General features: G+C 62.2%; 17 protein-coding genes. 6 read left to right on the top strand and 11 right to left on the bottom strand.

Features of this window, described 5'->3' with window-relative positions:
* The 8 genes from nagZ to cysM are packed head-to-tail and all read right to left on the bottom strand — an operon-like array spanning window position 1 to window position 9,476.
* Window positions 1–1,065: a beta-N-acetylhexosaminidase gene (gene nagZ, locus AFE_RS12965; RefSeq protein WP_012537412.1), complete on the bottom strand. Its 1,065-nt coding sequence runs from the start codon at window positions 1,063–1,065 to the stop codon at window positions 1–3.
* Entirely contained in the window at window positions 1,049–3,190 is a 2,142-nt protein-coding gene (locus tag AFE_RS12970; protein WP_012537413.1) for an APC family permease, read from the bottom strand. Before AFE_RS12970 ends, nagZ begins: the two co-directional genes overlap by 17 nt.
* The gene (locus tag AFE_RS12975) at window positions 3,191–3,733 is read right to left on the bottom strand and encodes a L,D-transpeptidase (protein WP_226833929.1); all 543 of its coding nucleotides are present in this window, start codon (window positions 3,731–3,733) and stop codon (window positions 3,191–3,193) included.
* On the bottom strand, window positions 3,714–5,036 hold the full coding sequence (rlmD, locus tag AFE_RS12980) for a 23S rRNA (uracil(1939)-C(5))-methyltransferase RlmD (RefSeq protein WP_009564760.1): 1,323 nt from the start codon (window positions 5,034–5,036) through the stop codon (window positions 3,714–3,716). The genes AFE_RS12975 and rlmD overlap by 20 nt, the downstream gene beginning before the upstream one ends.
* Window positions 5,011–5,844: a 3'-5' exonuclease gene (locus AFE_RS12985; protein WP_012537415.1), complete on the bottom strand. Its 834-nt coding sequence runs from the start codon at window positions 5,842–5,844 to the stop codon at window positions 5,011–5,013. Before AFE_RS12985 ends, rlmD begins: the two co-directional genes overlap by 26 nt.
* Window positions 5,829–6,521, bottom strand: coding sequence for a DUF1318 domain-containing protein (locus tag AFE_RS15830; protein WP_012537416.1), 693 nt, complete (start codon window positions 6,519–6,521; stop codon window positions 5,829–5,831). Before AFE_RS15830 ends, AFE_RS12985 begins: the two co-directional genes overlap by 16 nt.
* Window positions 6,522–6,526: 5 nt before the next feature.
* A complete protein-coding gene (locus AFE_RS12995; protein ID WP_012607543.1) occupies window positions 6,527–8,566 on the bottom strand; it encodes a hypothetical protein in 2,040 nt (679 codons plus the stop codon).
* Window positions 8,567–8,591: 25 nt separating this feature from the next.
* Window positions 8,592–9,476: a cysteine synthase CysM gene (gene cysM, locus AFE_RS13000; RefSeq protein WP_012537418.1), complete on the bottom strand. Its 885-nt coding sequence runs from the start codon at window positions 9,474–9,476 to the stop codon at window positions 8,592–8,594.
* Window positions 9,477–9,581: 105 nt separating this feature from the next.
* Between cysM and pgl the strand changes: the two genes are divergently transcribed.
* A complete protein-coding gene (pgl, locus tag AFE_RS13005) occupies window positions 9,582–10,292 on the top strand; it encodes a 6-phosphogluconolactonase (protein WP_012537419.1) in 711 nt (236 codons plus the stop codon).
* A gap of 73 nt (window positions 10,293–10,365) precedes the next feature.
* On the opposite strand, the gene AFE_RS13010 is transcribed toward pgl, so the two are convergent.
* The 3 genes from AFE_RS13010 to glgB are packed head-to-tail and all read right to left on the bottom strand — an operon-like array spanning window position 10,366 to window position 13,955.
* Window positions 10,366–11,304 (bottom strand): SPFH domain-containing protein, encoded by a 939-nt coding sequence (locus AFE_RS13010; RefSeq protein ID WP_009562054.1) that lies wholly within the window; start codon window positions 11,302–11,304, stop codon window positions 10,366–10,368.
* A complete protein-coding gene (locus AFE_RS13015; RefSeq protein WP_012537420.1) occupies window positions 11,280–11,741 on the bottom strand; it encodes an NfeD family protein in 462 nt (153 codons plus the stop codon). Before AFE_RS13015 ends, AFE_RS13010 begins: the two co-directional genes overlap by 25 nt.
* A gap of 15 nt (window positions 11,742–11,756) precedes the next feature.
* A complete protein-coding gene (glgB, locus tag AFE_RS13020; RefSeq protein ID WP_009562056.1) occupies window positions 11,757–13,955 on the bottom strand; it encodes a 1,4-alpha-glucan branching protein GlgB in 2,199 nt (732 codons plus the stop codon).
* A 242-nt stretch (window positions 13,956–14,197) separates the two neighbouring features.
* Here glgB and glgC point away from each other — a divergent pair, with 242 nt between their 5' ends.
* Genes glgC through murI form a run of 5 tightly spaced genes read left to right on the top strand, consistent with a single transcriptional unit; the run spans window position 14,198 to window position 20,981 of the window.
* On the top strand, window positions 14,198–15,505 hold the full coding sequence (glgC, locus tag AFE_RS13030) for a glucose-1-phosphate adenylyltransferase (protein WP_012607545.1): 1,308 nt from the start codon (window positions 14,198–14,200) through the stop codon (window positions 15,503–15,505).
* Window positions 15,506–15,510: 5 nt separating this feature from the next.
* On the top strand, window positions 15,511–17,217 hold the full coding sequence (locus AFE_RS13035) for a glycoside hydrolase family 57 protein (protein ID WP_012537423.1): 1,707 nt from the start codon (window positions 15,511–15,513) through the stop codon (window positions 17,215–17,217).
* Window positions 17,214–19,232 (top strand): alpha-amylase/4-alpha-glucanotransferase domain-containing protein, encoded by a 2,019-nt coding sequence (locus AFE_RS13040; protein WP_009565760.1) that lies wholly within the window; start codon window positions 17,214–17,216, stop codon window positions 19,230–19,232. The genes AFE_RS13035 and AFE_RS13040 overlap by 4 nt, the downstream gene beginning before the upstream one ends.
* Complete coding sequence (locus AFE_RS13045; RefSeq protein WP_012537424.1) at window positions 19,225–20,172, top strand: ROK family protein; 948 nt, start codon at window positions 19,225–19,227, stop codon at window positions 20,170–20,172. The genes AFE_RS13040 and AFE_RS13045 overlap by 8 nt, the downstream gene beginning before the upstream one ends.
* Window positions 20,172–20,981, top strand: a complete 810-nt coding sequence (gene murI, locus AFE_RS13050; protein WP_012537425.1) for a glutamate racemase — start codon at window positions 20,172–20,174, stop codon at window positions 20,979–20,981. The genes AFE_RS13045 and murI overlap by 1 nt, the downstream gene beginning before the upstream one ends.

Genomic DNA, 20,981 nt, shown 5'->3' on the forward strand with positions numbered 1-20,981 from the left:
TCAGTCAGTGTATCCGGGGGCGAGCGCCCGTAATTCTTCGATCTGCTGCAGGCAGCGCACCCGGTCAGCCGCGGACAGGGCGGCCGTGGCGGCGTTACCGGCGAGACGCTCCAGGCGGTCACCGGTCGGGAGTGCATCCCTGGACCGTACATGCGCGATGGCGGTTTCCGCACCTTCCGGATCATTACAGACCAGCAACAGGTCGGCGCCCGCCGTCAGCGCCGCATCCACCCGGGCCGCCACGCCGCCCGCACCATGGGCACCCGCCATGCTGAGGTCGTCACTGACCACCACACCGGTGAAGCCCATCTCTTTACGGAGAACGTCCTGCAACCAACGCGGAGAGAATCCGGCCGGGTGTTCACCATCCACCCGGGGATACAGACAATGCGCGGGCATGATCGCCGGAATTCCGGCGGCGATCAGGGCCGCAAAGGGCTGGAGGTCTTCCTGAATGGCGCTGAACGGACGATCATCCAGCGGCAAATCGAGATGAGAGTCTGCGGCCACCGCCCCGTGACCGGGAAAATGCTTGGCGACCCCCTGCAGGCCGGTCCGGGCCATACCCTTCCAGAGTGCTGCCGCAATAGCGCCCACCCATACGGGATCGCGGTGGATGGCGCGATCGCCGATCACCGCAGAGATACCGCGATCCAGATCCACGCAGGGGGTAAAATCCAGATCAACGCCGAGAGCCCGAAGTTCCGTACCGAGCAGAAGGCCCCAGTCTTCGGCCGCCACCAGCGCACGCTCCAACCCGTCACGATCCGCCAGACGCCCCAGGGTCGCCATGGGCGGGAAGCGCGTCACCCCCGCACGCAGACGCTGTACCCGTCCGCCTTCCTGATCTATCCCGACAAGAAGGGGAGTGGTGCGCAAGGCATGCAGCTCCGCGCACAGGGCACGCACCTGTCCGGCGTCCGCACAGTTGCGGGCAAAAAGGATGACACCGCCGACGGCAGGCTGGCGCAGCATGGCGCATTCGGCGGCCGTGGGCCGCAGGCCGGCGATATCGACCATCAGCGGGCCCCGCGCAGGGTGCCGCCGTTCATTCCGTACCGGCATGGGGGGCAGACTCCTGTATATTCGCTTGGGTGGTGGCCTGCGCCTTGGCTGCGGCGCGAACCCTGGCTTCTTCTTTTTTTACCTCTTCATTCTGCACCAACTCCAGATCGGGCGACATGGAAATGGGCAGAACGATATTCGGCGGCTTGCTCGGAATACCGCGCACATGCACGGGCACGATCATCATGCTGAAACCGTCATGCTGCAGGCGATCCTGGACGATGAAGCTGACTTCATCGTGCAGCAACCCATGGAAGGGTCCCTGCGCAGACGTGTCAATCACCCGCCCGGCAAAGAAGATACTCTGCGGAAAATAGCGAATGGCGACATTGGCCAGTTCCTCCATCGCCAGGATACGGTCGGTGGAATAGGTGGCGAACCAGGTCGCCGCCATCCCTTCATTGCGGCAAAAGGCCATATACTGGTTGGCCTCGGTTTCCACATATACCTTCAGGTCCTCCAGCGCTTTGATACCCTTGAACTCGCCCTGACCCACGATGCCCGCGAGCAGGAATACATAGTTCTTGACGAAGCCGCCGACCATACGGTGCGCAGTCAGCAGGGTATGCAGCCCCAATCCGTCAAAACGGCTGACAAAAAATACGGCAGTGGCGCCACGCGGATCGAGGGGCAGGTTGGGGCCGGACTCCAGATGCTCGGGCACCACGTCCAGCATGGTCTCATCCAGTTCGGCGGTGATTTTGCTGATACTCTTGTAATGGCGGTAGATCAGGTACCCTAGACCCACCCCAATCGCGGTGATCAGCAGGGTGAACCAGCCGCCGGCATCGAATTTTTCGAAAATGGTGATGGCGAGAATGGAGGCCGTGACCACAAAGCCCAGAGCACTGACCGTAAGCCGGCCCCGCCAGAGTGGATCTTTGTCGCGCTGGGCAAGCCAGTGCCGACTCAATCCCGCCATGGTCAGGGTGAAAGTGATGAATACGTTGATACTGTACAGTACTACCAGAATGCTGACATGCCCCCCCGTTATCAGCAGGATAACTACGGCCGCGAAACCAATGAGCAACACGCCGTTACGGGACACGAAGCGATCCGACAGGTAGGAAAAACGCTCCGGCAGCCAACGATCGACGGCCATATTCGCCATGACGATGGGCGCCGTGATGATACCCGTGTTGGCGGCGATGAAGAGGAGCAGGCCCTCGGTAATCAGGGTAAGCAGTGTCGCCGTCGGGCCGAAGGGGATTCCCCCCACCGTCCACCCCCGCGTAATCGCGCCATAAAGCACGGCATTCAGGGTTTGACCCTGCTGGCCATGCACCTGATACATCAGGTACAAAAAGATCAGACTGCCGGCGACCAAGGACAGCGAGGTCGCCAGCAGGGTCATCGTGCGCTGGCCGGTCTGCACACGCGGTTCACGCATGATGTGCACGCCGTTGGCTACGGCCTCCAAACCCGTATAGGTGCCGCCTCCCAGGCTGAAGGCCCGCAATATCAGCGCCACGATGAATATCCAGCCGTACTGCATGCTATCCTGCCGAACACTCGCAACGGTGTTGTAGGCGATGTCCGGCACGGAGCCTACATGACTCAGCAGGCCCCAGCCGAGCAATATGGTGTGGGTCAGGATGAAGGCCATAAAGATGGGCAGCAGAATCTTGATGGATTCTTTCATGCCGCGCAGGTTGATGAAGATCAGGAACAACAGTATCGCGACATCCAGGAGGATGCGTTCGCTGTACCAGGAGGCGGGCATGGTGCTCAACAGCGCCTCGGTACCCGACGCCACCGAAATCGCCGCCGTCAAGACATAGTCGACGATCAGCGCAGCGCCACTCACCAGGCCCGCTTTCGGCCCTAACAGGGTGGACGCAGTGTGATATCCGCCACCACCATCGGGGAACAGGGCGATGACCTGTCGGTAACCCGCCGAGATGACAAACACCGAAATCGGGATGCCGATGGCCAGGAAGACGGCCAGATATTCATGGCCCTTCAGGGCATAATAGATTTCCGGTGGACCGTAAGCGGAGGAAGACAAGGCATCCGAACCCAGGCCGACCCAGGCCAGAAAGGCCGCAAGCGAAAGGTTTTCGAACAACTTTGGATTGAACACGTTCACGGCGCGACGGAAACGGGGGAAACGGAGCCAGGCCATTCAGGACATCCTCAGCGGGGGGAAGTGCAGCGGTGGCTGCAGGCCGACAAAAACGGGGGTATTCACGGCACATTCGGCGAAGAGGGCGCATACCGCATCGGGCGCCATCCGCACGCAGCCTGCAGATACCGGTTGACCGAGATGGTCCACATCGGCTGTGCCATGGATGTAGATATAACGGCGAAAGGTATCCTGAAGGCCACCACGATTAAAACCCATTTCGCTGCCCGAGAGCCAGAGGATGCGCCCGAGAATCCAGTCCCGATGCGGCTGGCCGGCCGCCCACTCCGCACTGTAACAGGTACCGGTCCAGCGCCGGCCGCGCAGAATGGCCGTCGCGGGCAGGCCGGCGCCGATGCGCGCGCGCACTACGTGCCAGCCGCGCGGTGTGCATCCGCTGTCGATCTCTTCGCCCAGCCCCTTACGGGCCGTGGATACGACATACTCGGCGCGCGATTCGGCGCCGTGCATTTCATGCAGGCGTTGGGCGGAAACATCCACCCAGAGCCAGCGCGCGGGCCGCTCAGCGTTCGAAGAGGGCAATGGATTCGACATGGGCAGTATGGGGAAACATGTTGACGACGCCTGCCGCTCGCAAACGATAGCCGCGCTCGTGTACCAGATACTCGGCATCACGGGCCAGGGTCGCCGGATTGCAGGAGACATACACCAGACGGCGGACGCCGGGAGTCAGACTGCGCAACACTTCGATGGCTCCACTGCGGGGCGGATCGATGAGCATTTTGTCGATGGCGCCCGCCGGAGCAAAATCTTCCATCCGGGCCTGGGTGAGATCGGCTACGGCATACCGGGCTTTATCCGCCAGGCCGTTGGCGGCGGCATTCTCCGCAGCCAGCGCGACCAGCCGGGCATCCCCTTCGATGCCAAGCACCTGCGCTCCCAGTCGGGCGATGGGCAGGGTAAAATTCCCGAGCCCACAGAAGAGGTCCAGAATGTGCTCCCCCGGTTGTGGTTGCAGCAACGCCATGGCGCGGCGCACCATCACCTGATTCGCCGCCTGATTGACCTGAGTGAAGACCAGGGGATCAAAACGCAGGCGCAACCGATAATCCGGCAGGTCGTAATGGAGAGGCTCCGGCTGCTCCGGCCACAAGGGATACAGGGTCTCGGGCCCGCGCGGTTGCAACCATATCTGCAGGTCGTGTTGCTCACCAAAAGCACGCAGGTGCTGCAGATCACTTTCCGCCAGCGGCCGCATGTGACGAAACACCAGCGCGACGGCATCCGGCGTGGCCGCCACTTCGATCTGCGGGAAATCCTGGGGCGATTGCATCTGCCCGATCAGCGTCCGCAGGGACAGAATGCGTTGCCCGACGCGGGGGTCGAGGGTCAGACATTGCCCCATATCCACGACATAACTGCTGTTGCGTTCGCGAAAACCCACCATGGCACCCCGGGTTTTCGGCGTGCGCACCGAGAGCCGTGCCTTGCTGCGATAGCCCAGGCTCGGGCCATGAATGGGTGGCAGGACGCGTTCGGGGCGGACCTTGCCGATGCGCCAGAGATGATCTTCCAGCTGTCTTTGCTTGATGGCCACCTGCGCCGCCGGTTCCAGATGCTGCAGGCTGCAACCCCCGCAGACACCAAAGTGAGGACAAGGCGGCGACACCCGCAGGGAGGACGCCTTGTCCACCTGCAGCAACTCGGCACGATCGAAGCTCTTGTGGTTCTGGGTACGCCGTGCCCAGACCCGCTCGCCGGGCAGCGCCCCATCGACAAACAGTACCTTGCCCTCCACACGGGCAATTCCGCGTCCCTCGGTATCCAGACTTTCGATGAACACTTGCTCAGGCTGAGCGTTATGAATGGGCTTGGGACGCGACATGCAGATTCTCTGGCCACAGGGTGAGAAATTCCTGGACGTGGGCCTCGTCCCGGCCTTGCAGGTAAGACCGCAACCGGGTCTGGCAAACATCATAAGCCGATCTGTCGAGATGCCCGCGGGTCAGTTCAAAACGCAGGTGGACCAGGGCCGTGTTGAGCACATCGACTTCGCAGTAGTGGCGAATGCCCGCCAGCTCCCCTGCCTGATAATGGGTCCAGACCTCCGCACCGCTCATTCCCAGCTTGCCGGGCAGCCCCAGCAGCAACGCGATGTCCTGGAGACGGGCGACATTGCGCGCCTGATAGGCGGAGAGGACATCCATGAGGTCGAGATGGCGCTCGTGGTAACGGCTGGTGTAATTGTTCCAGCGATAGTTCTGGTCCTGTTCGCCGTGCTCCCAGTAGCGGGCGGCAGGAATGCCGTGGAGCAGGGCCCGATAATGCAGCACCGGGAGGTCAAAGGCCGCGCCATTCCAGGATACCAGTTGCGGGGCATGGCGCTGAATGAACTGGAAAAAGGCCGTGACCAGAGCGGCCTCGTCGTCGTCCACCTTGCCGAAACTGCTGAGCTTGACCTGTCCGCCCTGCCACCAGAGGGCGGAAATAGCGACTACCCGGTGCAGATAGGGGCGCAGAAACTCCGTTGCGCCCTGGGTTTCGATGCGACGCTGGTGCTGCAGCAATTCCGCCACGCCCGCGTCGTCCGCCAGTTCAATGCCATGCGTCCGCCGCCCGCCGGCAACGTCGGGCACCGTCTCGATGTCGAAAACCAGCACATTCTGCAAGGCAGTGGCTATTTCTTCTGCCATTGACCACTGGGCGACTGATACCAATATCCCGCCGGTGCCTTGTTGATCCAGGCCTGGGCAAACGTCTGCTGAATTTGACCCTCCCACTCGGGATGACCATTGGCATCAGCGATCTGCTGGTAGAGGTTGCTGAGTGCGCTGTTATTGCTGTTCACAAGACCATTCAGGGCCGCCCGCTGCTGCAGGGGCACGGCCGCGGCATCATGGATAGCAACCAGACCATTGGCGGTAAAACCCACGGCGCCGCTGACAAAATAAGGGCGCATCTGCGCCGCTATCGCCTCGAGCTGCGCCCTGGCCGACTGCACTCCGGGGCTGGAAGCATCGAGGTTGGCGGCGGCCTCCGCCGTGCCACTGATGGCGGAGAAGCCCATGGCGAGCAGGTAGCTGGCCGCATGGTAGGGGGATGCCATGCTCAAGGCGTTGCTGGCTGGGGCTGCGGACCGTGTGGGGGCCGCCGGCGGCGCGGGTACCGATACGGCGGGCGCAACCGGAGCCAGCAGGGCGCCTTTGGCGGCGGCCTTATACACCTCGCCGACCACCTGATCCGCCAGCTTCTGTGCCGCTGCAGCCGGGAAGTAAATGTTGACGGTCACACAAGCGGACAGCGCCATAAGCAACCCCAGTACCAGCACACTGCGCCAGCCCTGCGTTTTCAGCCAATCCTGCCTCGTCATAATGCTTACTCTCCTGTCTGAACCTGGGCGCCACTGCGCATGGCGGTTTGCAGACGCGCCAGCAGTTCGTTCCAATTTACCCGGCGATTGTACCCCACTATATCCACCCTGGGCAGCCCTTGGCCCTGGAGGATCACAAAACCGGAATCTTCGATCCCCACTCCGGACAATTCGGCAACACCATGCCTGAGCCGCACCCCCATCCCCAAATGCGCATAAGCAAAGGTTTTGAACATCCGCAGAAACAGGCCCTGAAAAAATCCGCCGATGCCGTCACCTCCACCCAGTCGGGTAAGGCTCTGGACCGCAGCGTAGCTGATTTCCTGACGTACGCCAGGAACGGGAACCGTATGGAACTGCGCGTCAAAGGCCTCCGGCGACCAGTTCAGCAGGGCGAGATCTTTTACGTCGCCATCGAGTACGCCGCTGATGTAGCCGAAGTGAAAAGCGTTGGTCAGAGGCTTCAGGCGCACCCCGGAAATCTCGATGTTGGCGCGCAACAGGGGCAAAACGCCAAAGAAATTCTCAACGTGCAGGTCATGCACTCGCACTGTACCACCAAATACGTGGGCGGAAAGTGCGCCGCTGGTGCTGAGATCCCCCGCATGATACTGCAGCTCCGGTATGGTCGCCGACACCGTTCCGGTAAACGGCGGCCAGTGCATGATCCTGGTCAGCTGGGCCATGCTGGCCCCCTGCAGGTCGCCGCTCATGCTGAAACCCGATCGGGGCCCCGCCCAACGCGCCGCCAGTTGCCGGAAATGCAGTGCGCCCCCCAACATGGTCAGGGTAAAGGGCTGCTGCAGATGGAAACCCTGGGGATTGACCACCAGATCCGCATGCAGCGGACCCACAGGGATACGATAGAGCGCCGCCGACTGCCAACGGAGTGTGGCAGCGGAAATTTTACCGGTACGACTCCATGCGCCCCGGCTATTCACGCCGGTCACCGCAAGAAGCCTGTTCGGGCTGGAAACGGCCGCATTGCGCAGATCCCATCGCAGCGCGTTCAGCCCTCCTTCTCCCGCCACGGAAAACCGCACCTGCCCCGAGGCCTGCAACCCGGCCGCCAGACCTCCGGGAAGGGTCAGCGGTTTGATCCAGTTCGCATACAGGGGCGCCATGGCCACATTCATATCCCGGATCTGCCAGCGCAGCAGTCCGCCCTGGGTCGGCCAGTACAGCGCAAAACCGCCCTGCCCGAGGCCGGGCCAACGGAGGCTTCCCTCGTCCAGTTGCCAAGCCTTGGACGTCTGTTGCCAGTTGGTTTGTACCTGCACCGGTTCTGCGGGGGCCGCCCAGTACCACGGACTCCAGAGAACGTCCCCTGCGGTCCAGCGCAGCCGGGCGCTGCCATGCCACCGCCCGCTGTAGACACCCGCCCCCCGGAGCTGCAATGCGACACCCTGGGCGCCCTGCAAACCGTCCGGGCTGCCGAACTGGAGCTGGCTGCCCTGCAGTTCAAAGGCCACCTGACGGGCCTGTGCCCAGCTTGCGCCCTGCGCCCGGACTCGCCACCGGGCCTGCCCCGAAGTCTGCCAGGAGGCGGGCAGCAGGGTGAAGGCGCGCACCAGACCGGCGACCGGCAGGCTACCCGCACCCGTCAGATGCCACTGTCCGGCGGCGGTACTTTGCGCCTGCACCCGGGCGCTGCCGAATTGCACACCACGCACCGCCAGCACGGCCTGGCCACTGCCGCCCACCCACCGCAACTGTACTTGCCCATCGCCATGCAGTGCGCCCCAGGGGCTGCCGTCCACCACCAGATGGCCCCGACGACACGCCCAACCCTGCGTCGTCCGGAGCCCGCATTGCAATCGGGCACGCCGCCAAAGCTTGCGCCTGCCCGCCCGCACGACACCCACCGCCAGACGCAACTGGTCGCCCTGGGCCGATGTGGCCAGCGTCACACGCGGGTGCTGCGCCGTCCAGCCTGCTCCGCTGACGTCTGCGGCGCTGACTTCCAGAATCTGCGCCCCGGCGCCGTTGCTGACCGCAAGTCCCAGGCATGTCCACAGCAGCCACCGGACGATTCTCGGCAACACCCTGCTGCGCCCTTGCATCATTCCGTCAGGCCGGAAAAACGCCCGTAGAGAGGTAGCGGTCACCCCGATCGCAGATGATGACGACGATCACGCCAACCTCCAGATGCTGCGCCACCCGTATCGCCGCCGCCAGCGCTCCGCCCGAAGAGATGCCCGCGAGCACTCCTTCTTCCCGCGCCAGGCGCCGGGTCATCTCCTCAGCTTCTTCCTGACTCACATCGACAATCCGGTCCACAGACCCGGGATGATAGATGCGCGGCAGATAGGCTTGCGGCCAACGGCGGATACCGGGAATCTTAGCCCCCTCCGTCGGCTGTACACCGATGATCTGGATACCCGGAGAGACTTCCCGCAAATAGCGAGAGGTACCCATGATGGTCCCCGTCGTCCCCATGGACGATACGAAATGGGTCACGGTACCGCGGGTATCGCGCCAGATCTCCGGTCCGGTCCCGAGGTAATGTGCCTCGGGATTATCAGGGTTGGAAAACTGGTCGAGCATGAAGCCCTCTCCCGCAGCCACCATCTGGTGCGCAAGATCGATGGAACCTTCAATACTCCGGGCCGCAGGGGTGAGAATCACCTCCGCACCGTAGGCACGCATCACCTGGCGCCTTTCGATGCTCATATTGTCTGGCATGATCAGCGTCATGGACAATCCGCGTACCGATGCCGCCATGGCCAGGGCGATGCCCGTATTCCCGCTGGTCGGTTCGATCAGACGTGTAGCGGGGGTGATGGTGCCCCGCTCCAGCGCCCGACGAATCATGTTCAAGGCGGGACGATCCTTGACCGAACCGGCGGGGTTGTTCCCCTCCAGCTTTCCGAAAATCCGCACCCCCGCATGGGGCGACAGACGCCGCAACTCACACAGGGGGGTATTGCCCACCCAGTTCTCCAGACCACCCATCTCTGCCTCCTTCAGGGCAATATTCAATAAGCAGCATCATAGACCCAAGCTGCAAAGTGGGGCTATCCTTTGCAAAAGATCGGGAGCACACGGGAGCACATCCGCATGGAAACAGCTCGGCATCGCAATACCTGGCATATTCATCCCGATCCGGAAGCGCTCGCCCGGCGACTCGCGGCCGCTGTCGCCCGTATGGCACGGGAGGCCATCACCGCCCGCGGCGCCTTCCATCTGGTGGTTGCCGGTGGCACGACCCCCCGCGCGGCTTACGCCCTGCTTCCGCAACTGGGCAGCGACTGGCAGTGCTGGCACCTCTACCATGGGGATGAGCGCTGTCTGCCGCCCCAGGATCCGGATCGCAACAGCCTGATGCTGGACACGGTCTGGCTATCCCGGGTGCCCATCCCGACACGGCAGATTCATCACATCCCAGCGGAACGGGGTGCCGATGTGGCCGCCCGCGACTATGCTGCGGTTCTTCCGCCCCATGCCTTCGACCTGGTCCTGCTGGGAGTAGGGGAGGACGGTCATACGGCCAGCCTGTTCCCCGGCCACGACTGGGGCATGGCAAAGAACGGCCCCGCCACGATCGCCGTCCACGACGCCGCCAAGGCGCCACCCCAAAGGGTGAGTCTGAGCGGCTGGCGCTTACAGTACACGCGGGAAATGTTTTTTATGGCTGCCGGCGGCGGCAAGCGCTCGGCACTCACGGCCTGGCGGCAGGGGGAGCCCATTCCCGCCGCCACGGTAGGCACGACAGCGGATATCTGGCTGGACAATACAGCCTGGCCGGAAGTAGTGCCCGGGACCATCTGACCCCATGCCCATGGCAACACCCTTTGTCCCTATGCCCCGCAACTCCCGGTTTCGCACGCACATCAGGCGGTGTTCAGGCTTTCGCTGCCCTATCCTGCCCGCTCGACTGTTTGACCATGGAGAGCGCCGTACCCACCAGTGCACCGATATTGCCCAGATCCGCCGGGATCACCAGACTGGTGCCCGCCTTGGCGAGGTTGCCCCATTTTTCGATATAGTCCTTGGCCAACTGCATCTGTAGGGCCTCGATACCGCCCGGGGCTTGCGCCGCATCGCCGATGACCCGGATGGCGGCTGCAGTGGCTTCTGCCACCAACTGGATGGCCGCAGCCTCACCCTGAGCACGAAGCACTTCCGCCTGCTTGCGGCCATCAGCGACATTGATGTCCTGCTGCCGTTGTCCCTCGGAGGTGTTGATCTGTTGCTGCCGTTGCCCTTCGGACTTGGCGATCAATGCCCGTTTTTCCCGCTCGGCCGTGATCTGCAGCTCCATGGCGCGGATGATCTCCTGAGGCGGAGTAATGTCCTTGATCTCATAGCGCAGTACCTTGACGCCCCAGTTGATCGCCGCCTCATCCACCGATGCCGCGACAGCGGTATTCAGCAACTGCCGGGACGAGAGCGCCGCATCCAGATGCAGCTTGCCGATCTCTGAACGCATGGTGGTCTGCGCCAGCTGTATCACCGAGGTAAAGGGGTTGCTGGAGCCGTAGGCCGCCTTTACCGAATCCGTAATCTGCAGATAGAGCACGCCGTCCACGGTCATCGTGGTATTGTCCAGGGAAATACACACCTGCGCCGGCACCTCCATGGGCACCTCGCGCATATCAAAACGGAAAGCGATGCGGTCCAGAAAAGGGATGATAAAATTCAGCCCCGGCTCCAGCACTGCATGATATTTACCAAGGCGCTCCACCACCCAGGCGCGCTGTTGAGGCACGACCCGAATGGTGGTTCGCAGGATGAAGAAAGCCGCAACGACAACGATCAGGACGACGATGAGGGAGGACATAGCGGCTCCTTGCCGGAATCTTGCTTGGGTAGCACTCCTAAATGTAGCAGATTATCGGTCTTGGCGATGATAACGGCGCGGTCTCCCGGATGGGGGGGCGGGCCATCATCGACGACCGCCAGCCACTCGGCACCGCGATAACGCACACTGTATTGCTGATTGCTGTCCGGTCCGCTGACGACATCCACCCCCTGCCCCAGATCAAAATCACCGAGGTCTCCGCTTTTGCCCGCCAGGCGATGCCGCAGCCACACTCCGGCGGGCAGCAGAACCAGACAGAATCCGAGAAAAACCCAGTGCAGCACCGCACCCGGCAGGAGCAGCCCGGTGATCGCGGTAAACAGCGCCGCCAGCGCTACCGCCGCGAGGTAGAACGTGCCCGTAAAAAGCTCCGCCAGCCCGGCGCCAAACGCAATGACGATATAAATGATCAACATCGTCACCCCCTGGGTTCAGCCTACTCCGGTAAGCTGTAGATAAATCGCGCCCAGGGGCGGCAGGACCAGTTCCAGCGAATGGGACAGACCCATCCACGACTGATCCTGGGCCTGCTGCGGCAGATTGCCCACATTGCTGCCGTGATAGGCGCCCGCGTCGCTGTTGAAGATCTCCCGGTACCGACCCGCAGCCGGCACCCCCAGACGATAATTGCGCCGAGGCACCGGCGTAAAATTGAACACCGCCAGCACGAAACCGCCGTCCCGGTCCCAGCGCAGAAAACTCAACACCGACTGATCGGCGTCATGGCAATCCACCCAGGAGAAGCCCTCGCCCTGAAAATCCTGCGCATACAAGGCCGGAATATCCCGGTAGAGACGGGCCAGATCTCGGCTCAACCGCTGAATGCCCTGATGCCAGTCCCAATGCAGCAGGTCCCAGTCCAGGGCCTGCCCGCAATCCCACTCCCGTCCCTGGCCGAACTCGTTGCCCATAAAATTCAGTTTCTTGCCGGGATGCGCAAACTGGTAGCTGAACAGCAGGCGCAGGTTGGCAAAACGCTGCCAGGCATCCCCCGGCATTTTGTCCAGCAATGAACGCTTGCCATGCACCACTTCGTCATGGGACAAGGGCAGCACGAAGTTTTCCGAATAAGCGTAAAGCTGGCTGAAGGTCAGGTCGTTCTGGTGAAAGCGCCGGTAGACCGGGTCCTGTTCCAGGTAGGCCAGGGTATCGTTCATCCAGCCCATATTCCACTTCATGGAAAAACCCAGGCCGCCCACATAGGTGGGGCGGGAGACCATCGGCCAGGACGTGGACTCTTCGGCAATGGTGAGGATGCCCGGATGACGCTCATTGAGGATCACATTCATCTCGCGCAGGAAATCAATGGCCTCGAGATTTTCCCGGCCACCGTACTGATTGGGAATCCACTCGCCCTCCTGACGCGAATAATCGCGGTAGAGCAGGGACGCCACCGCATCCACGCGCAACCCGTCGATATGGAAACTGTCCGCCCAGTAGCAGGCATTGGCCAGCAGAAAACCACGCACCTCGTTGCGTCCGAAGTTGAAAATATAAGTGCCCCAGTCGCTGTGCTCGCCCTCGCGCGGATCGGCATGTTCATACAACGGGGTGCCATCGAAGCGCGCCAGCCCCCAGTCATCCCGGGGGAAATGCCCCGGCACCCAGTCCAGAAGCACACCGATGCCCGCCTGATGAAACTGATCCACAAAGGCGCGGAAGCCGTCGGGCGTACCGAAGCGGCTGGTGGGTGCAAAATAGCCGCTCACCTGATAGCCCCAGGATTCGTCCAGAGGGTGCTCCATCACCGGCATCAGTTCGATGTGGGTATAACCCATATCCTTGCAGTAGGACACCAGACTTTCCGCCAGCGCCGCGTAACTGAGGAAATGGCCCGCCGCATCACGCTGCCACGAACCGAGATGCACTTCGTAGATGTTCATGGGGGCGTGCTGCCAGTCCTGACCGGTCCGAGCCGCCATCCAGTCCTGATCCTCCCAGACGTGGTCATTTTCCACCACGCGTGCCGCCGTACTCGGTCTGAGCTCAAAGGCATGGGCGTAGGGGTCGGTCTTGACGAATACCGCCCCGGAATCGCGGTGACGGATCTCGAATTTGTAGATTTCGCCAGTGGCGAGGTCCGGGATGAACAGTTCCCAGATGCCGCTCTGGCCACGCGCGCGCATGGGGTGGGCGCGGCCGTCCCAATCATTGAAATCACCGACGACACTGACCCGTCCCGCATTGGGCGCCCATACGGCGAATAACACCCCATCCACTCCCTCGTGATGGCGACGGTGCGCACCGAGGTGACGATAGGCTTCATAGAGGCGCCCCTCGCCGAAGAGGTACACCTCCACATCCCCCAACACCGGGCCGAAGACATAAGGGTCATGGCGTTCGTGGAATCCGTGCCGATCCTCCCAGCGCAGGCGGTAAGGCACCGGTATGACCTCGCCCTGATGGGTGAAAATGCCGGCCGGATGGCTCTGTTCCATGACCACCCATCCCGCTGGCGTCTGTATCTCCACGCCGAAGGCTCCGGGCAGAAAGGCCCGCTGCACGCTCCGCCCATCAACCGTATGCTGGCCCAGCCAGGCGAAGGGGTCGTGATGACGAGCCTCACGAATGGCCAAACCGTCTTCACTGTCGCCGGACGGACCGCCCCCCGTACTGCCACGCTTTTGCATTGCCGTCACTGCGCCCTCCTTCACCCGCCATCCAGAATGGAACCATTCCTGCTTCATCGTCATGCCAACACTTCTGAGCATAACACATCCGCAAAGCGGCGCCGCTCCACCCGGCGCCCGGCTTGTTCATGCATAGGCCCTTGCCGCCAACGGACAAGTTCAGTATCTTAAAAGCCAGCGCGCCGGCAATCTCACCTATACTCCAGGTAAGGTCGTATTCCGTGCCCGAAAAGGAGATGGTCATGTCGGAAGAAGGCAGTCTCGGAGTAACCAACTCACCCCGCTTCGTCAGCAACCTGACCAAAAATACCTTGGCTCTGGTGCTCGCCGGGGGGCGAGGCAGCCGCCTCGGTCCGCTGACCGACTGGCGCGCCAAGCCCGCCGTTCCCTTCGGCGGCAAGTTCCGCATCATCGACTTCTGCCTCTCCAACTGTCTCAACTCCGGGATTCGCCGCATCGGTATCCTCACCCAGTACAAATCTCACAGTCTCATCCGCCATATCCAGCTTGGCTGGGGTTTTCTCCGCGGCGAGTTCAGCGAGTTCACCGAGATTCTTCCCGCCCAGCAGCGCATGAATACCGGCTGGTACAAGGGCACCGCCGACGCCATCTTCCAGAACATCGACATCCTCCGTGCCCACCGCCCCCGTTTTGTGATCATCCTGGCGGGTGATCATATTTATAAGATGGATTATGGACAGATGCTTGCCGAGCACGTCCAAAACCAGGCCGACATGAGTGTCGCCTGCATCGAGGTGCCGCTGGAAGAAGCCAGGGCCTTCGGCGTGATGTCCGTCAACAGCGAGGATCGCATCACCGCCTTTACCGAAAAGCCCCAAGATCCGGTCCCCACCCCCGGCAATCCCGATCGCGCCCTGGCGAGCATGGGTATCTACGTATTCAACACCGACTTCCTCTATGAACAACTCATTCGCGATTCCGACAGCCCCGATTCCACCCACGACTTCGGCAACGACCTCATCCCTTATATGATATCGCGCTACCGGGTGATCGCGCATCGCTTCCGCAATAGCTGCATTGCCAGTTCCGAGGGGGCCAACAGCCGCTGTTACTGGCGGGATGTAGGCACGGTGGATGCCTACTGGGCCGCCAATATCGACCTCGTACACGTCACACCCGATCTCGACCTCTATGACAGCCGCTGGCCGGTCTGGACCTATCAGGAACAACTGCCGCCAGCCAAATTCGTATTCGACGACGAAGGCCGACGGGGCATGGCGCTGGACAGCATCGTCTCGGGCGGATGCATCATCAGCGGCGCCACCGTCCGCCGCTCCCTGCTCTTCTCCAACGTGCGGGTCAAGGACGGTCATACCTTGGTCGAAGACTCGGTCATCCTGCCCAACGTGCGCATGGGCGAAGGCGCCCGGCTGCGCAAGGTGGTAGTGGACAAGGGTACGATCATCCCGAACGGACTGGTGGTCGGCGAAGACCCGGCCGAAGACGCCCGCCGTTTCCATCGCACGCCCAACGGGGTAACCCTGATTACCCCGGAACTGCTGGGCCAGCAACTGCATTTCGTGAGGTAACCCCCATGCCCCCGGCGCGTGCGCTTCATGTCATTTTCTGCTGGCACATGCACCAGCCTGATTACCGCGATGCCGACGGCTTCTACACCCTGCCGTGGACCTACCTGCATGCCTGCAAGGACTACGCGGATATGGTGGCACATTATGAGGAGAACCCCCTCGCCCGGGGAGTGTTCAACTTCGTGCCGATATTGATCGAGCAGTTGGAGGACTATACCGAGCAATTCCGGAGCGGGCAGTTTCGCGATCCGCTGCTGATTGCACTGGCCACGGGAGACCTCAAGACACTGCCCAACGAACAGCGGCATTTCCTTCTGGAGCAATGTTTTCGCCTCGACCACGAGCACATGCTCACCCCCTTCCCGCCCTATCGTCGCCTGTATGAGATTTACCAGCTCATATTGGAGGACGTTAAGGAGATGGCGGATTATCTCTCGGTACAATACATCGCGGACCTTCTGGTCTGGTACCACCTGGCCTGGACCGGGGAAACCGTGCGCCGCGGCAGTCCCTTTCTCCAGTCACTGTTCGCCAAAGGCCATGCTTTCAGCCAGGAAGACCGCCGGCAACTGGTGGCGTTTCTCGGCGAACTCATCGCCGGCCTGATTCCCCGCTATCGCGCCTTGGCGGAAGCGGGACGTATCGAAATTTCCACCACCCCCTACTACCACCCCATCGGCCCCCTGCTGCTCGACTTTGCGGTAGCGCACGAGGCGGTGGCGGACGCGCCGTTGCCGGACTGTCCGGTCTACCCCGGCGGCACCGAGCGTGCCCGCTGGCACATCGACCGGGCGCAGAATAGCCATCCCCGGCATTTCGGGGTACCGGCGCAGGGCATGTGGCCAGCGGAAGGAGGGGTCTCTGCCGCCTTTGTCGAAATGATGGGCAGCGCCGGCGTGCGCTGGACGGCCTCCGGTGAAGGCATATTGACCCACAGCCTGCTGCTCGGCAACGACGACAACGGTCCCCGCGGCCGGGCGGAATACCTGTACCGCCCCTACCGACTGCAGGGGCAGGGTCCTGTGATCTTCTTCCGCGACGATGCCCTCTCCGACATCATTGGCTTCGATTACAAAACCTGGTTCGGCCACGATGCAGTCACGGACTTCATCCACAAACTGGAGGCGATCTGGCGGCAGACGGAACATGAGGAAAACCCCGTTGTCAGCATCATTCTGGATGGCGAGAACGCCTGGGAATACTATCCCTACAATGGCTACTACTTTCTCTCCGAGCTTTATAAATCCCTGGCCAATCACCCCCACATCCAGATGTGCACCTTCAGCGACTTCGTCAACCACCATGCCGATGGTATCCAGAGCATACCCCATCTGGTCGCTGGGAGCTGGGTCTACGGCAGCTTCAGCACCTGGATCGGCGAGGCTGCCAAAAACCGCGCATGGGACCTGCTCTGCGCCGCCAAACAGGAGGTGGATCAGCATATCGGGCAATTTCCTGCGGAGCAGCAGGCGCGCATCCTCGAACAGCTTGGCCGCTGTGAGGGCTCCGACTGGTTCTGGTGGCTGGGTGATTACAATCCCTCGGACTCGGTCCGCGATTTCGATCATCTATACCGCCTCAACCTCCGCAAGCTCTACACCCTGATGCAAATCCCCGCCCCCGACAACCTCAGCGAGTTCATCAGCCACGGCGGCGGCGCGGCGGAGGCCGGTGGTACCATGCGCCGTACCCACACCAAGGACCCTGAATGACCCACAGCACCCCGCTCCTCCTGGGCGTCCATGCCCACCAGCCGGTCGGCAACTTCCCCCACGTCATCGACGATGCCGTGGTCCGCTGTTATCACCCGTTTTTAGAGACGATGCACCGCTTTCCCGACTTTCCCTTCGCCATCCACATCAGCGGCTGGCTGCTCTCCTATCTGCTTGACCGGCACCCCAGAACCATCGCCCTGCTGCAGGAGATGGTAAGCCGTCAGCAGGCGGAACTGGTGGGGGCCGGCGATACGGAACCGGTGCTCGCCGCCATCCCCCACCTGGACCGCGTCGCGCAACTGGAGGCCATGGCCGGGCGTCTGGAGAAACACTTCGGACAGCGTCCTGCCGGAGCCTGGCTCACGGAACGGGTCTGGGACCCCAGCGTCGTGCCGGCGCTCAACGAAGCCGGAGTGAAATATGTCATGGTGGACGACTACCACTTCCTCTGCGCGGGCGCAGCAAGAGAGCAACTCGGTGGTTTCCACCGCACCGAGGAGAACGGCCAGTGTATCGATGTCTTTCCGATTTCCGAAGATCTGCGTTATCGCCTGCCCTTTTCCGAAGCGGCCACCACCGTTGCCCACATAGAGGGCATCGCTGAACAGCATCCGGACAGCGCCGGCATTTACTTCGACGATATCGAAAAATTTGGCCTCTGGCCGGAAACCTATAGCTGGGTCTATGAGAAGGGCTGGCTGGAACAGTTTCTGCGCGGCGTCCTCGATTCGCCCCACATCCAGCCCATGCACTACCGGGATTATCTCGCAGGAAACCGGCCCAGGGGCGTCATCTACCTGCCGACGGTGTCCTACAGCGAGATGAACGAGTGGACGCTGGCTCCCAAGGCGGCCCGTTGCTATGCCGCCTTCCTGGAGCAGGAAAAGACGGCGGGCCGACTCGAAAACCGCAAGGCATTCATCCGCGGGGGCATCTGGAAGAACTTTCTGACCCGTTATCCGGAGTCCAACTGGATGCATAAACGCATGCTGCAGCTATCTCGGCGCTTCCATGCCCTGCCCGGGCGCCAGCAGAGCAAAACCCTGCGCGCAGACCTACACGAAGCCCAGGCCAACGATGCCTACTGGCATGGCCTGTTCGGCGGCATCTACCTCCCGCATCTGCGCCGTGCGGTGTTTAACGCCATCGTGCGCCTGGAGGCCGGACTCGATCGGATCCAGCCCCGTCCGGAACTGGAGCGCATGGATCTGGATATGGATGGCAGCGATGAACTGCTCTATCACAATCACGCCCTGCAGATCATCATCCGCCCCGAATCCGGCGCCGCCGTCACCGAGTGGGATTGCTACGGGTTGCAGCATAATCTGGGAGATACCCTTGCCCGCCGCGATGAAGCCTACTACGACAAGATCCGCAACGGCGCCGTCAGCCCGGAACATACTGGCGAAGGCATCACTTCCGCCCATGACCGTATCGCCTTCAAGGCAGAAATCGGTCCGGACGATCTGACTCCGGATGCCTCTCCCTGCCACAGCTTTCAGGATTGGCTCGATGACGATGCCGTCAGTTACGGTGAGCACTCCCTGCAACAATCGCCCCACTTTTCCGGAGGTGTCGCCGATGCCTGGGCCGTCAGCAAACGTTACACCCTGACAGACAACCGCCTCACCGTAAATTATCGCGTCGAGTCGGCCCGCAAGGGCGCGGAATCTCATCGTTTCAGCACCAGGCTCTTTCTGGCGATGCCCAGTTGTGACGGCCCGGCGGGGCAGTTCTTTGCCAATGGCCGTTCTCAGGGCGGCTTTGGCAGTCCCATTCAGGGCGAAGGGACGAGTGAAATCGTGCTGGAGGATGCGGTCATGGGCGGCAAAATCATTCTGCGCTTCCATCCGCCCGTGCAGTGGCAAGGCGCACCCCACCTGACGGTATCACAGTCGGAGGCAGGATTCGAAAAAATCATGCAGGCCTTGCGCCTGGATCTGGAATGGCCTGTGCAGATGGGCAAGGCCCATGTCATAGAGGTACAGACGGAGGTTGTTCCCCATGACTGAGGGCCTGACCATCGGCATCGATGTGGGCGGCACCAACCTGCGTTTCGGCGTCTTTCGCGGTAACGAACTTCTGGACTCCACCCGCAGTGAAGTGGATTTGCGCGAGAAGTGCCGCCAGGCACCGGACCCGGAGGGTGCAGCGGCGCTGGTCACCACCCTCCTGACCGAAGGCATCGCCGACCTGCGTCGCCATCATCCCAATATCGCGCGAGTCGGTATTGCTTTCCCGGGCTTTATCGATGATGACGGCGTATTGCTGCAATCCCCCAACATTCCGCAATTGATTCAGTTCGATCTGCAAACCGCCGTCGGCGCGGCCTGCCAACTCCCCGTCCTCGTCGAAAACGACGCCAACGCTGCGGGCTATGGTGAATTCTGGGAGGAGAGGCAGGAGCACCCGGAACTGCAAAATCTGCTCTACGTCGGCCTCGGCACGGGAGTCGGCGGCGGCTGGATTCATCAGGGCCGACCTTGGCGGGGGGACCACGGCAGCGCCATGGAAATCGGTCATATCATCGTGGTGCCCGGAGGGCGGCGTTGTGGTTGTGGCAATCAGGGCTGCCTGGAACAGTACGCCTCGGCGCGCGGGGTGCAATCCACCTACGTGGAGCTGACCGGCACGGCCCCGGACGCCATGGTCATTGCCCAGATGGCCGGCGATGCCCACAGTGAAGCCGCCAGCGCCTTTCGGATGGCTGGTGGCTATCTGGGACAGGTGCTGGCCCACGTCGTCAAGGTAACCGATGTCGCGGTGGTGCGGATTGGCGGCGGCATGAGCGCCGCATGGGACCGCTTCGCCCCGGCCATGCTGCAACGCCTCGACGCGGATATGATTCCCGCGTTGCGCGGTAACGTCGAAGTGAAACGCGGCAATGACGACGACCTCGCCGGCATGCGCGGGGCCGCGCTACTCGCCGATCAAGAGTTTCTCCATAGCTGATGCGCATCGGCATATTCGACTCGGGCATCGGCGGCCTCAGCACGCTGCTCAGTTGCCTGCGCTACCTGCCTGACGCGCATTATCTTTTCTATGGCGACAGCGCCCACGCGCCCTACGGCGACAAAAGCCCTGCGCAGGTGCGGGAGTGGACGGAAGCAGCCTATGCATGGTTCATCGCCGCTGGCGTGGACGCGGTAGTGCTCGCCTGCAATACCGCCACCAGCGCCGCCGTCGCGCCGTTACGGGAGCGCGCCGACGTCCCCATCATCGGCATCGAACCAGCCATCCGGAAAGCGCTGACCGAGCACCCCCAGGGGGGCGTTCTCCTGCTCGCCACCAGCATCACCGTCGGCGGCGAAAAACTGCGGAACCTTCTGAACCTGCTGGAAAACGGGCAGGAACGCGTCCGCCCGCTGGCCTGCTCCGGGCTCGCCGAGATCATCGAGGCGCAGGACGCGGACTGGAGGCTCCGCGCCGGTCGTTATCTACAGGCGCAGGTCCGGCCCGCACGAACTGCGGATATCGGCGTGGTCGTCCTGGGTTGTACCCATTACTGCTGGATCGACGACCTGATACACGACACCTTGGGCGGGGATATTACCGTCGTCGATGGTAATGAAGGAGTTGCCCGTCAGTTATGTCGCCGACTGGGCGTCCCCATCCGGACGGACACGGCGCCGCCACTACCCCGTCACGCCCGGATATCCTTGTACTTCACCGCCAACAATGACGTAAAAAGCCACCTGGCTCGCCAGCTTTTGGCCGCAAGCGGGGTGCGCATGGATTCGCAGCCCGATTCGCCCCTCTGA

Origin of the sequence: Acidithiobacillus ferrooxidans ATCC 23270 (assembly GCF_000021485.1) — a bacterium.
GTDB lineage: Bacteria > Pseudomonadota > Gammaproteobacteria > Acidithiobacillales > Acidithiobacillaceae > Acidithiobacillus > Acidithiobacillus ferrooxidans.

What these genes read in the sequence shown, in the direction of transcription:
- nagZ (WP_012537412.1), bottom strand. Translation starts at nt 1,065, where the DNA reads ATGCCGGTACGGAATGAACGGCGGCACCCTGCGCGGGGCCCGCTGATG.
- AFE_RS12970 (WP_012537413.1), bottom strand. Translation starts at nt 3,190, where the DNA reads ATGGCCTGGCTCCGTTTCCCCCGTTTCCGTCGCGCCGTGAACGTGTTC.
- rlmD (WP_009564760.1), bottom strand. Translation starts at nt 5,036, where the DNA reads ATGTCGCGTCCCAAGCCCATTCATAACGCTCAGCCTGAGCAAGTGTTC.
- AFE_RS12985 (WP_012537415.1), bottom strand. Translation starts at nt 5,844, where the DNA reads ATGGCAGAAGAAATAGCCACTGCCTTGCAGAATGTGCTGGTTTTCGAC.
- AFE_RS15830 (WP_012537416.1), bottom strand. Translation starts at nt 6,521, where the DNA reads ATGACGAGGCAGGATTGGCTGAAAACGCAGGGCTGGCGCAGTGTGCTG.
- cysM (WP_012537418.1), bottom strand. Translation starts at nt 9,476, where the DNA reads ATGGGTGGTCTGGAGAACTGGGTGGGCAATACCCCCCTGTGTGAGTTG.
- pgl (WP_012537419.1), top strand. Translation starts at nt 9,582, where the DNA reads ATGGAAACAGCTCGGCATCGCAATACCTGGCATATTCATCCCGATCCG.
- AFE_RS13010 (WP_009562054.1), bottom strand. Translation starts at nt 11,304, where the DNA reads ATGTCCTCCCTCATCGTCGTCCTGATCGTTGTCGTTGCGGCTTTCTTC.
- AFE_RS13015 (WP_012537420.1), bottom strand. Translation starts at nt 11,741, where the DNA reads ATGTTGATCATTTATATCGTCATTGCGTTTGGCGCCGGGCTGGCGGAG.
- glgB (WP_009562056.1), bottom strand. Translation starts at nt 13,955, where the DNA reads ATGCAAAAGCGTGGCAGTACGGGGGGCGGTCCGTCCGGCGACAGTGAA.
- glgC (WP_012607545.1), top strand. Translation starts at nt 14,198, where the DNA reads ATGTCGGAAGAAGGCAGTCTCGGAGTAACCAACTCACCCCGCTTCGTC.
- AFE_RS13035 (WP_012537423.1), top strand. Translation starts at nt 15,511, where the DNA reads ATGCCCCCGGCGCGTGCGCTTCATGTCATTTTCTGCTGGCACATGCAC.
- AFE_RS13040 (WP_009565760.1), top strand. Translation starts at nt 17,214, where the DNA reads ATGACCCACAGCACCCCGCTCCTCCTGGGCGTCCATGCCCACCAGCCG.
- AFE_RS13045 (WP_012537424.1), top strand. Translation starts at nt 19,225, where the DNA reads ATGACTGAGGGCCTGACCATCGGCATCGATGTGGGCGGCACCAACCTG.
- murI (WP_012537425.1), top strand. Translation starts at nt 20,172, where the DNA reads ATGCGCATCGGCATATTCGACTCGGGCATCGGCGGCCTCAGCACGCTG.